This is a genomic window from Actinacidiphila paucisporea, from assembly GCF_900142575.1.
In the GTDB taxonomy this organism is placed as follows: Bacteria; Actinomycetota; Actinomycetes; order Streptomycetales; family Streptomycetaceae; genus Actinacidiphila; species Actinacidiphila paucisporea.
Map to the genome: position 1 here is coordinate 210,529 of NZ_FRBI01000002.1, position 11,748 is coordinate 222,276.

Annotated in this window: 9 protein-coding genes; 6 read left to right on the forward strand and 3 right to left on the reverse strand. The window is 71.2% G+C overall.

What is annotated here, in order from left to right; translation table 11 throughout:
* Window positions 1-54 precede the first annotated feature (54 nt).
* The 3 genes from BUE44_RS04100 to BUE44_RS04110 form a co-directional block, all read right to left on the reverse strand.
* On the reverse strand, window positions 55-852 hold the full coding sequence (locus BUE44_RS04100) for a sugar phosphate isomerase/epimerase family protein (RefSeq protein WP_073493786.1): 798 nt from the start codon (window positions 850-852) through the stop codon (window positions 55-57).
* A 91-nt stretch (window positions 853-943) separates the two neighbouring features.
* Window positions 944-1,864 carry a bifunctional helix-turn-helix transcriptional regulator/GNAT family N-acetyltransferase gene (locus BUE44_RS04105; RefSeq protein WP_073493788.1) on the reverse strand — a complete coding sequence of 307 codons (921 nt, stop codon included), beginning with the start codon at window positions 1,862-1,864 and terminating at the stop codon, window positions 944-946.
* A gap of 102 nt (window positions 1,865-1,966) precedes the next feature.
* The gene (locus BUE44_RS04110) at window positions 1,967-3,052 is read right to left on the reverse strand and encodes a LacI family DNA-binding transcriptional regulator (RefSeq protein WP_073493791.1); all 1,086 of its coding nucleotides are present in this window, start codon (window positions 3,050-3,052) and stop codon (window positions 1,967-1,969) included.
* A gap of 271 nt (window positions 3,053-3,323) precedes the next feature.
* On the opposite strand from BUE44_RS04110, the gene BUE44_RS04115 reads away from it, so the two are divergent.
* From BUE44_RS04115 to BUE44_RS04140, 6 genes are all read left to right on the forward strand, one after another.
* A complete protein-coding gene (locus tag BUE44_RS04115; RefSeq protein WP_073493793.1) occupies window positions 3,324-4,475 on the forward strand; it encodes a Gfo/Idh/MocA family protein in 1,152 nt (383 codons plus the stop codon).
* Entirely contained in the window at window positions 4,472-5,626 is a 1,155-nt protein-coding gene (locus BUE44_RS04120; RefSeq protein WP_073493794.1) for a dihydrodipicolinate synthase family protein, read from the forward strand. The genes BUE44_RS04115 and BUE44_RS04120 overlap by 4 nt, the downstream gene beginning before the upstream one ends.
* Window positions 5,623-6,468, forward strand: a complete 846-nt coding sequence (locus BUE44_RS04125) for a sugar phosphate isomerase/epimerase family protein (protein ID WP_073493796.1) — start codon at window positions 5,623-5,625, stop codon at window positions 6,466-6,468. Before BUE44_RS04120 ends, BUE44_RS04125 begins: the two co-directional genes overlap by 4 nt.
* A gap of 319 nt (window positions 6,469-6,787) precedes the next feature.
* On the forward strand, window positions 6,788-9,010 hold the full coding sequence (recD2, locus tag BUE44_RS04130) for an SF1B family DNA helicase RecD2 (protein ID WP_073493798.1): 2,223 nt from the start codon (window positions 6,788-6,790) through the stop codon (window positions 9,008-9,010).
* A gap of 124 nt (window positions 9,011-9,134) precedes the next feature.
* Window positions 9,135-10,424, forward strand: a complete 1,290-nt coding sequence (locus tag BUE44_RS04135) for a citrate synthase (RefSeq protein WP_073493800.1) — start codon at window positions 9,135-9,137, stop codon at window positions 10,422-10,424.
* Window positions 10,425-10,868: 444 nt separating this feature from the next.
* A complete protein-coding gene (locus tag BUE44_RS04140) occupies window positions 10,869-11,615 on the forward strand; it encodes an SDR family NAD(P)-dependent oxidoreductase (RefSeq protein ID WP_073493802.1) in 747 nt (248 codons plus the stop codon).
* Window positions 11,616-11,748: the final 133 nt, after the last annotated feature.

Consider the following 11,748-nt stretch of genomic DNA (forward strand, 5'->3'; position numbering starts at 1 on the left):
CCGGCCCCCCGGTCCGTCCTTCCGCCGCCCGCCGCCCTTCCGGCCCGCGTGGGGTCAGGCGGACTCGGTGAGCAGTCGTGCCAGGTGCTCCCGGGCCGGTCCCAGCAGCGCCGGCATCTCGGCGGCCTGCGGATACCACCGCTTCTCGTACTCCCAGCACAGCCAGCCGTCCCAGTCGGCCCGGCTGAGCACCTCGACGGTCTCCGCCAGCGGAAGCACGCCGGCACCCAGCGGCAGCGGAGTCGTGTCGGCGGCCGAGGCGATGTCCTTGACCTGGAGGTAGCCGAGATAGGGCGCCAACGCCGGATAGGTCGCGGACGGCTGCTCACCCGCCAGCCAGGTGTGCATGACGTCCCACAGGCCACCGGCGCCGATGTGCCCCACCCTGCCGAGGATCCGCGCCACGTCCGCGCCGCCGCGGTGCGAGTCGTGGGTCTCCAGCAGCACCCGCACCCCCAGGTCCTCCGCCACCGGCGCCACCGCGGCGAGCCGCCGTGCCGCCAGCGCGTCGGCCTCGTCCCTGCCGAGGTCGCCGCCGCCGGGGAAGACCCGGACGAACGAGGCCCCCAGGTTGTGAGCCAGCGTCATCGCGGCGCCGATCTCGTCGAGCACCGGACCGTCGTCCCCGGCGGCTGCCACCTTGGCGTAGGCGGCCACCGTCAGGATCTCGACCCCCGCGTCGCCGAACTGCGCCACCACGTCGGCGCGTTCGTCCGCGGACAGTCCGGTGTGCACCGGGCCCTCCGGGCTCGCGCGCAGCTCGACGCCGTGGAAGCCGTTGTCCGCCGCGAGCCGGGCCACCTGCTCGACGGGCAGATCGGGAACACCGAGGGTGGAGAAGGCGAGTCTCATTCGCCGGACACTAGGCACCGGATCGGACCAGGTCAACCGTGATCCACCCGCCGCCGCGCCCCCGCATCGGCTCCGGCAGCCGGCCCGCCGGCTACAGCGTCAGCCGCCAGTCCTGCCCTACCAGGTCCTTGCCGAAGCTGTGGTGCGGCCGGCTGCCGACGAGTTCGAATCCCGCCCGCTCGTAGATCGACCGGGCGTCGGCGAGCACGTCGTTGGTCCACAGGACGAGTTCGGTGTAGTGCGCCGATCGGGCGAAGGATATGCACTCCTCGACCAGCCGCCCGCCTATGCCGTGTCCCCGTGCGGCCGGGTCGACCAGTAGCAGCCGCAGTCGCGCGGTGCCGGGTGCCTCGTCGCGCACGCAGAAGACGCAGCCGGCCCGGCGCCCGTCGAATTCCGCTATCCACAGGGCCTCGCGCTCCGGATCGCGGGTGGCGGCGAAATCCGCGACGATCCGCGCGACCAGTGCTTCGTACTCCTCGTTCCACCCGAACTCCGCCGCATAGACCGCCGCGTTGCGCTCCACGGCCCAGCCCAGATCGCCGGGGCGCGGTCCGCGCAGGGTGAGGCGGTCGGCGGCAGGAACCCGCCTGTCCCCGCGCAGTATGTCCTGCACGGTCCGCATGGCGGCGGTCAGCCGCTGCCGGTCGTCCGGCGCTATCCGCCCGACGAGCGAACCCACGACCTCCTGCGACCGCTCCTCCAGCAGGCTCGCGGCCTCCCGCCCGCGCGAGGTCAGCTCTATCCGCTGCCGCCGCGCGTCCTGCTCGGACGGCCCCCGGGTGACGAGCTGCTGCTCCTCGAACCCGGCGAGCATCCGGCTGAGGTGGCCGGCGTCGAGCGACAACGCGGCCCGCAGGTCGGCAGCGTCGGTGCGGCGGCCGTGCGCCAGCTCGTAGAGCACCCGCGCCTCGGTGAGCGTGAAAGGAGTGTGCAGGTGGCGGCTGTAGTCGAGCGCCCCGATGAGGTTGGTGTAGAAGCGGTTGAACTCGCGGATCTCCTTGACGGCCATGGTCCGTCCCCCGTTCTGGTCCGTGCCGACCCTTGACTGAGTCAAAGGTAAGTCGATGGCGAGTCCGGGGGGAAGAGGGGGTGCCTCAGCCTGTGGATAACTTTATGAACGGCGGGTCGCCGGCGGCGCCGTGGACCCCCGGACCATCAGTTCCGTCGCGATCGTGGCCACTCCGCCGGGCGGCGGGGCGGTCCGTCCCATCACGAGCCGGCCGGCCCGGGCGCCCGCCTCCTGCAAGGGAATGCGGACCGTGGTGAGTGCGGGGGAGGCGTCTGCGCTGAAGGGCAGGTCGTCGAAGCCGGCCACCGACACGTCGCCGGGGACGCTCAGGCCGCGGTCGCGCAGCGCGGCGCACACGCCGAGAGCGACGGTGTCGTTGGCGGCCACGATCGCCGTCACCCCCACGTCCCTGCGCAGCAGTTCGAGCGTCGCGTCGAAGCCGGCGTTGCGGTCGTAGCCGCCGTGCACGATCAGCTGGTCCGCGTCCGCTCCCGCGTCGGTGCCCGGACCCATGCCGTGTCCGGCGAGCGCCGCCCGGTGGCCGGCCAGCCGGTGTCCCGTGGTGCTGCGTTCCGGGGGGCCGGTCACGTAGCCGATCCTGCGGTGGCCCAGCGAGAGCAGATGCTCCGTCAGCCGCCGGGCGCCGCCGTGGTTGTCGAAGGCCAGCGTGGTCAGCGGGGCGCTCTCGCCCGGCAGGGTCAGCGCCGGCCGGCCGCACAGCACGATCCGGGTGCCGGAGGCGGCCAGCCGGGCGAGCCGGGCGAGGACGGCCGTGCTGTGCGCGGGGCTGTCGACGGCGCCGCCGGTCAGCACCACCCCGGCGGCCCGCTGGCGCTCCAGCAAGGTGAGGTAGGTGAGTTCGGCCTCGGGCGACCCGCCGGTGTTGCAGACCACGGTGAGCTTGCCGCCGGGTTCGGCGGCGCCCACGCCGACCTCGGCCTGCAGCGCGCTCGCGATGAGGCCGAAGAAGGGGTCGGCGACGTCGTTCACCAGCACGCCGACCAGGTCCGAGGTCGCCGCGGCGAGCGCCCGTGCCTGGCCGTTGACGACGTAGTCGAGCTCCGCCACCGCGCGCTGGACCCGCTCGCGGGTGCTGCCCGCGACCGGGTAGTTGCCGTTGAGCACCCGGGAGACCGTGGCGGACGACACCCCGGCGCGTGCGGCGACATCGGCCAGTGTCACTGCCATCTCGCTGCGGTCCTCCTCCGTTTTCCGCGGATCCCGCGGACTCCGCGGTCATGCTCTCATCCCGGCCGTTCGACGTCATCGCGAGCGTACGCCGCACTGGCAGCAAGCGCTTACCCTCGCGCCGGTCGACCCTTGCCCGAAGCGAGACCGGCAGGTTAGCGTGAAGCTGAAAGAAAGCGCTTGCTGTACGCCTTGCTGCGGCGCTCGCCATCCGTTTGCCGCCAGGGGCTCCGCACGCCGGGGCCGCCGAACCACCGAGAAGAGGACCCACGTGACACGCAGGACTGTGCGGATCGCCATGAACGGCGTCACCGGACGCATGGGATACCGGCAGCACTTGGTCCGCTCGATCCTCAGCCTGCAACAGCAGGGCGGGCTCGACCTGGGCGACGGCACCACGCTGTGGCCCGAGCCGGTCCTGGTGGGCAGGCGGGAACACGCGCTGCGCGCGATGGCCGAGCAGCACGGCATCGAGCACTGGTCGACAGACCTGGACGCGGTGCTCGCCGATCCGTCGGTCGAGGTCTACTTCGACGCGCAGGTCACCTCGGCCCGCGAGTCCGCGGTACGCCAGGCGATCGCGGCGGGCAAGCACATCTACTGCGAGAAGCCCACCGCCACCTCGCTGGACGGCGCCCTGGAACTCGCCCGGCTCGCCGTCGCCGCGGGAGTCAAGCATGGCGTGGTGCAGGACAAGCTCTTCCTGCCCGGCCTGCAGAAGCTCAAGCGGCTGGTCGACGGCGGCTTCTTCGGCCGGATCCTGTCCATCCGCGGCGAGTTCGGCTACTGGGTCTTCGAGGGCGACTGGCAGAGCGCGCAGCGGCCGTCCTGGAATTACCGGTCCGAGGACGGCGGCGGCATCGTCGCGGACATGTTCCCGCACTGGGAGTACCTCCTGCACGAGACCTTCGGACGGGTCCGTACGGTGCAGGCCCTGGCCGCCACGCATGTGCCGCAGCGCTGGGACGAGGGCGGCAAGCCCTACGACGCCACAGCGGACGACGCCGCCTACGGCATCTTCGAGCTGGACGGCGGCGCGGTGGCACAGATCAACTCCTCGTGGACGGTCCGCGTCAACCGGGACGAGCTGGTCGAATTCCAGGTGGACGGCACCCATGGCTCCGCGGTGGCCGGGCTGCGCAATTGCCGCGTCCAGCACCGGTCGGCGACGCCGAAGCCGGTGTGGAATCCGGATCTGCCCGCCACGGAGGCCTTCCGCGACCAGTGGCAGGAGGTTCCCGACAACACCGACTTCGACAACGGCTTCAAGGCCCAGTGGGAGCTCTTCCTGCGCCATGTCGTCCTGGACGAGCCCTGGCGCTGGGATCTGACCGCGGGCGCGCGTGGTGTCCAGCTCGCCGAACTCGGCCTGAGGTCCTCCGCCGAGGGCCGCCGCTTCGACGTACCGGAGCTGTCGCTGTGACCATCCAGCTGCCCGACGCCTCCGGCGTGCTCCGCGGCTATGTACCGCGCTCGCAAGCCGTGGCCCTGACCACCGACCTGCCGCTGCGCAGCCGCGTGGTGTATTCCGCCGCCCATGTGGTGGCAGACGCGCTGCGGACCGCCGCCGACGAGCCGGCCGCGGTGGACTGGGACGCCACGCTGGCCTTCCGCCGGCACCTGTGGGCCCATGGCCTCGGCGTCGCGGAGGCCATGGACACCGCCCAGCGCGGCATGGGCCTGGACTGGCCTGTGGCCGCCGAGCTGATCCGCAGGTCGTCCGCGGAAGCGCGGTCCGTCGGCGGGCGGATTGCTTGCGGCGTCGGCACCGACCAGCTGACCGGGGCCGCGGCCACCCTCGCCGAGGTGACCGCCGCCTACGAGGAGCAACTCGCGGTGGTAGAGGCGGCAGGCTCCCAGGCCGTGCTGATGGCCTCACGGGCCCTGGCGGCTGTCGCCAAGGGCCCCGAGGACTACCTCGAGGTCTACGGGCACCTGCTGCGGCAGTCCTCCGACCGGGTGATCCTGCACTGGCTCGGACCGATGTTCGACCCCGCGCTCGCGGGGTATTGGGGCAGCGACGATCTCGACGCGGCCACCGAAACCTTCCTCGACGTGATCGCCGCCCATCCCGACAAGGTGGACGGCGTGAAGATCTCGCTGCTCGACGCCCGGCGCGAGGTGGACCTGCGGCGCCGGCTGCCCGACGGGGTGCGCTGCTACACCGGCGACGACTTCAACTACCCGGAACTGATCGCCGGTGACACGGAGGGCTTCAGCCACGCCCTGCTCGGCATCTTCGACCCGCTCGCACCGCTGGCCGCAGCGGCGGTCAGCACCCTGGACACCGGGGACACCGGTGGCTTCCGGCGGCTCCTCGACCCCACGGTGGAGCTGTCCCGGCACCTGTTCTGCGCCCCGACGCGCTTCTACAAGACCGGCGTGGTGCTGCTCGCCTGGCTGGCCGGCCACCAGCGGCACTTCACCATGGTCGGCGGCCTCCAGTCGGCGCGCTCGCTGCCGCACCTTGCGCGGGCGTACGAACTGGCGGACCGCGTGGGGCTTTTCCCCGATCCGGGACTCGCCGAGGCCCGGATGCGCGGGCTGCTGACTCTGCACGGAGTGGACGCATGACCGGTACCGCGCCGCAGGATCTCACGCGGCTGAGCATCAATCAGGAGACCCTCAAGCAGTGGTCCCTGCCCGAACTGGCCGGGGGCTGCGCCGCGGCCGGGATCGGCTCGGTCGGCCTGTGGCGGGCGCCGGTCCAGGAATACGGCGTGGAGCGCACCGCGCGGCTGATGCGGGAGCACGGGCTCACCGTGACGTCGCTGTGCCGCGGCGGCTTCTTCACCGCGCTGGACCCGCAGGCGCGGGCCAGGGCGCTCGACGACAACCGTGCGGCGATCGACGAGGCGGCGGCCCTGGGTACCGGCACCCTCGTCCTGGTCTCCGGCGGGCTCCCGGAAGGCGACCGGGACATCGCCGCGGCCAGGGAGAGGGTCGCCGACGCGCTCGCGGTCCTGGCGCCCTACGCCGCCGAGCGGAGCGTACGGCTGGCCCTGGAGCCGCTGCACCCGATGTACGCGTCCGACCGATGCGTGATCTCCACCCTCGGCCAGGCGCTGGACATCGCCGAGCGTTTTCCCGCCGAGCAGGTCGGTGTCGTCGTGGACACTTACCACCTGTGGTGGGACGACCTGGCGCCCGCGCACACGGTCCGCGCGGGGGAGAGCGGCAGGATCGCCTGCTTCCAGCTGGCCGACTGGGTCACCCCGCTGCCCGAGGGCGTGCTGCTGGGCCGGGGCCAGCTCGGCGACGGCTGCATCGACCTGCGCGGATGGCGCCGGCGGGTGGACGCGGCCGGTTACGACGGGGCCGTCGAGGTGGAGATCTTCAACCCGGCCCTGTGGGCGCGGGACGGCGCGGAAGTCCTCGCGGAGATCGCCGAGCGGTACCTCCGGCACGTCAGCTGAAAAAATCTTGAGAAATTTGGGGGCCGTAGGACAACCCTGATGCCGGTTGGCCGGTCGTATATGGCATCCCGGCTCCCGGGAGGGGTTTCGGGGAGCCGGTAGGGAAATGCGCCCGAGGGGGGCTTCGGGGGTAGCAGGGGGAGTGCGAGAGGGGTCCGGCAGTCGCCGGGCCCCTCTCGCGCGTTCCCGTTCCCGCCCGTCCAGCGCCTGCTGAGCGCTTCGCCCATGGCGGCGACGGGAGTTGTCCACAGGCTCGCACCGCGGTGTCCGCGCCGGCCGGTACCTTCGGATCAGATCGACTCCGGGAGGGAGGCCGGGCATGACCGAGGACAGGGCACTCGCGGTGCTCGAAGGTGTCCTGGAGCGGATCACCTACGCCAACGAGGACAGCGGGTACACGGTCGCGCGGGTGGACACCGGGCGCGGTTCGGGCGACCTGCTGACGGTCGTCGGCGCGCTGCTGGGCGCCCAGCCCGGCGAGTCCCTGCGGATGCACGGCCGCTGGGGCTCGCACCCGCAGTACGGCAAGCAGTTCACCGTGGAGAACTACACGACCGTCCTGCCGGCCACCATCCAGGGGATACGCCGCTACCTGGGCTCGGGGCTGATCAAGGGCATCGGGCCGCGCATCGCCGAGCGCATCGTGGACCACTTCGGCACCGGCACCCTGGACGTCATCGAGGGCGAGCCGAAGCGCCTGATCGAAGTGCCGGGCCTCGGGCCGAAGCGCACCAAGCTGATCGCCGCCGCCTGGGAGGAGCAGAAGGCGATCAAGGAGGTGATGGTCTTCCTGCAGGGTGTGGGTGTGTCCACATCCATCGCGGTGCGGATCTACAAGGGGTACGGCGACGCGTCGATCTCGGTCGTGAAGAACCAGCCGTACCGCCTGGCGGCCGAGGTGTGGGGCATCGGCTTCCTGACCGCGGACCGGATCGCCCAGGCCGTCGGCATACCGCACGACAGCCCAGAGCGGGTGAAGGCCGGCCTGCAATATGCGCTCTCGCAGGCGACAGACAGCGGAAACTGCTTCCTGCCGCAGGAGCGGCTGATCGCCGACGCGGTCAAGCTGCTCCAGGTGGACACCGGCCTGGTGATCGACTGCCTGGGCGAGCTGGCCGAGGAGGAGGGTGTGGTCCGGGAGAGCGTGCCGGCCCCCGACGGGGACGGCGAGCCGGTCACCGCGGTCTATCTGGTGCCCTTCCACCGCGCCGAGATATCGCTGGCGGCGCAGCTGATGCGGTTGCTGCACGGCCCCGAGGACCGGCTGCCGGCCTTCCGGGACGTCGAGTGGGACAAGGCGCTGAGCTGGCTGGCCGATCGGACCGGCGCCGATCTCGCCCCCGAGCAGCAGCAGGCGGTCCGGCTGGCGCTGACCGAGAAGGTCGCGGTCCTCACCGGAGGTCCCGGCTGCGGCAAGTCCTTCACGGTGCGCTCCGTGGTCACCCTGGCCCAGGCGAAGAAGGCCAAGGTGGTGCTCGCCGCACCGACCGGGCGGGCCGCGAAGAGGCTGTCGGAGCTGACCGGCGCCGAGGCGTCCACCGTGCACCGGTTGCTGGAGCTGAAACCCGGCGGGGACGCGGCCTACGACAGGGACCGGCCGCTCGACGCGGACCTGGTGGTGGTCGACGAGGCGTCCATGCTGGACCTGTTGCTGGCGAACAAGCTGGTCAAGGCGGTGTCGCCGGGCGCTCACCTGCTGTTCGTGGGGGACGTGGACCAGTTGCCGAGCGTCGGGGCCGGCGAGGTGCTGCGCGACCTGCTGGCGGCGGACGGCCCGGTGCCCGCGGTGCGGCTGACCCGGATCTTCCGGCAGGCGCAGCAGTCCGGGGTGGTCACCAACGCCCACAGGATCAATTCCGGGCTGCCGCCGGTCACCCAGGGCCTGCCCGACTTCTTCCTCTTCGCGGAGGAGGACTCCGAGGAGGCGGGGCGGCTCACCGTGGACGTGGTCGCCCGCCGCATTCCCGCCAGATTCGGCCTCGACCCCAGGCGGGACATCCAGGTGCTGACCCCCATGCACCGCGGCCCCGCCGGCGCCGGCGCGCTCAACGGACTGCTCCAGCAGGCCGTCACCCCGGCGCGCCCCGACCTGCCCGAGCGCAGATTCGGCGGCCGGACCTTCCGGGTGGGCGACAAGGTGACGCAGATCAGGAACAACTACGACAAGGGCGCCAACGGCGTCTTCAACGGCACCGTGGGTGTGGTCACCGCTCTGGACGCGGTCGAGCAGCGCCTCACCGTGCACACCGACGAGGACGAGGAGATCGGGTACGACTTCGACGAGCTGGATGAGCTGGCCCACGCCTACGCCGTGACGATCCACCGCTCGCAGGGCAGCGAGTATCCGGCGGTGGTGATCCCCGTCACCACGGGGGCGTGGATGATGCTCCAGCGCAACCTGCTCTACACGGCTGTGACCAGGGCGAAGCGCCTGGTCGTCCTGGTCGGCTCGCGGCGGGCGATCGGGCAGGCGGTGCGTACCGTGTCGGCCGGCCGGCGCTTCACAGCCCTCGACCATCGGCTCTCCGGAGGCGCAAAATAGGCACTCCGTGCCACTAATCGGCCCGATGGCCGACCCCGAGTGCACGCGTGCGCGCCAAATGGGGGACAGTGGACGTAGTCAGGGCACCTCGATGAAGAGGCAAAACCGTCGGTGAGGGAATGACGTGAGCGACAACTCTGTAGTACTGCGGTATGGGGACAGCGAACACAGTTACCCGGTGGTTGACAGCACGGTCGGCGACAAGGGCTTCGATATCGGCAAGCTGCGCGCCGATACGGGCCTGGTGACGCTGGACAGCGGTTACGGCAACACCGCGGCCTACAAGTCCGCGATCACGTTCCTCGATGGCGAAGAGGGCATCCTTCGCTACCGTGGTTACCCGATCGAGCAGCTCGCCGAGCGCGGCACCTTCCTGGAGACCGCCTACCTGCTGATCAACGGCGAACTGCCGACGGTCGACGAGCTCGCGGAATTCAAGGGCGAGATCACCCAGCACACCCTTCTGCACGAAGACGTCAAACGGTTCTACGACGGCTTCCCCCGCGACGCCCACCCGATGGCGATGCTGTCGTCCGTGGTCAGCGCGCTGTCGACGTTCTACCAGGACAGCCACAACCCGTTCGACCCCGAGCAGCGCCACCTGTCCACGATCCGGCTGCTCGCCAAGCTGCCGACGATCGCGGCATACGCGTACAAGAAATCCGTCGGCCAGCCGGTGGTCTACCCGCGCAACGACCTCGGCTACGTCGAGAACTTCCTGCGGATGACCTTCTCCGTGCCGGCCGAGGAGTACCAGCTCGACCCGGTCGTGGTCAGCGCCCTGGACAAGCTGTTCATCCTGCACGCGGACCACGAGCAGAACTGCTCGACCTCCACGGTCCGCCTGGTGGGCTCGTCGCAGGCGAACCAGTTCGCCTCGATCTCGGCGGGCATCAGCGCGCTGTGGGGCCCGCTGCACGGCGGGGCCAACCAGTCGGTGCTGGAGATGCTGGAAGGCATCCAGGCAAGCGGCGGCGACGTGGACTCCTTCATCCGCAAGGTGAAGAACAAGGAGGACGGCGTCAAGCTGATGGGCTTCGGGCACCGCGTCTACAAGAACTTCGACCCCCGGGCGAAGATCATCAAGGCGGCGGCGCACGATGTCCTGTCCGCGCTGGGCAAGTCCGACGAGCTGCTGGACATCGCCCTGAAGCTGGAGGAGCACGCGCTCAGCGACGACTACTTCGTCTCCCGCAAGCTCTACCCGAACGTGGACTTCTACACGGGTCTGATCTACCGCGCGATGGGCTTCCCGACCAGCATGTTCACCGTGCTGTTCGCCATCGGCCGGCTGCCCGGATGGATCGCCCAGTGGCACGAGATGATCAAGGAGCCCGGCTCCCGGATCGGCCGCCCGCGGCAGATCTACACCGGTGTCGAGATCCGCGACTACGTCTCGGTCGAGGGCCGCTGAAGCAGCCGGCCGCCGCGCGCCGCTCTGAGTCTTAGGCGCCCGGCAGCACATAAGGAAGCGCCCCGCGCTGGATCCCCCCACGGGTCCGGCACGGGGCGCTCCCCGTTCCCCGGAACGGATCCCCCCACGGGTCCGCCCGGGCGCTTGTGGCAACTGCGCCGTTGCCGGGACGAAAACGGCCCGGGAGGGCCGCTCAAGCTCCCCGGGTATCGCCCCGGCGACGCCTTCCGGACCGTCCCCCAAGACGATCCGTCCTACAGCCCCCCACCGGCTCCGCCGGGAGCGCGGCGCTCAAGACATAAGACCCGCCAACCACTGTAATGGTTACGTTCTCCGCCATGTGATCTACGTCTCTTCGAAAAGGCTGTTTCCGCAGGCTACCCCGCTCGCGGCCGGTTCGGGGGGATCCCGTAGCGTGCTGTCTCTTCTCGAGGGGCGGAGCGGATGGCACAGAGGGCGGCAGCGGTGCGCAACATCGTCGTGACCGGTGGCGGTACGGGCATCGGGCGGGCCGTCTCGCTGCGCTTCGCCGAGGACGGTCACCGGGTCACGATCGTCGGCCGCCGACGCGAGGTGCTGCACGCGACCGTCGAGCAGATCAAGGCCGAGCACGGGCTGGACGTCACGCCGGTGGTCTGCGACCTGGCGGACCCCGACGACGTGGAGGCCGCGCTGTCGCAGCTGCCCGACCGGGTGGACGTGCTGGTGAACAACGCGGGCAGCCGGGAGCTGGCGGTCGGCGCGGGCCCGCACGGGATGCTGGCGCGCTGGCGCGGCGACTTCGAACGCAACGTCCTCACCGCGGTACTGATCACCGAGTCGCTCCGTGACCGCTTCACCGACAGCGGCCGGGTCGTGACGGTGACCTCGGTGGCGGCGCTGCGCGGCGGCGGCTCGTACGGCGCCTCGAAGGCCGCACTGCACGCCTGGAACCACTCGCTCGCCGCCCAGCTCGGTCCGCAGGGGGTGACCTGCAACATCGTGGCGCCCGGCACGGTCGCCGGCACCGAATTCTTCGGCTCACGACTCAATGACGCGGAGCTGACCCGGCGGGCGGGCCGCACCCTTGTCGGGCGGGTCGGCCGCCCGGCGGACGTCGCCGCCGCGGTGGTCTTTCTCGCCTCGCCGGACGCGGGCTTCATCACGGGCGAGATCCTGCAGTGCAACGGCGGCGAACTCCTCGGCCGCTGACCGCCCCGGCCGCCCGCGGCTCTGCCCAGCCCGCCTGCATCCCCCGGGCGATGGCCCGCAGTTGGCCGTAATCCCTGAGGAGTAGTCCCGCTGAACCCGCAGGATGACCTTTCCGGTGAAACGGCTGAAGGGC

Excerpts from the sequence above, each read along its gene's own strand:
- BUE44_RS04125 (WP_073493796.1), top strand. The coding sequence starts at position 5,623 with ATGACCGGTACCGCGCCGCAGGATCTCACGCGGCTGAGCATCAATCAG.
- BUE44_RS04110 (WP_073493791.1), bottom strand. The coding sequence starts at position 3,052 with ATGGCAGTGACACTGGCCGATGTCGCCGCACGCGCCGGGGTGTCGTCC.
- recD2 (WP_073493798.1), top strand. The coding sequence starts at position 6,788 with ATGACCGAGGACAGGGCACTCGCGGTGCTCGAAGGTGTCCTGGAGCGG.
- BUE44_RS04100 (WP_073493786.1), bottom strand. The coding sequence starts at position 852 with ATGAGACTCGCCTTCTCCACCCTCGGTGTTCCCGATCTGCCCGTCGAG.
- BUE44_RS04105 (WP_073493788.1), bottom strand. The coding sequence starts at position 1,864 with ATGGCCGTCAAGGAGATCCGCGAGTTCAACCGCTTCTACACCAACCTC.
- BUE44_RS04140 (WP_073493802.1), top strand. The coding sequence starts at position 10,869 with ATGGCACAGAGGGCGGCAGCGGTGCGCAACATCGTCGTGACCGGTGGC.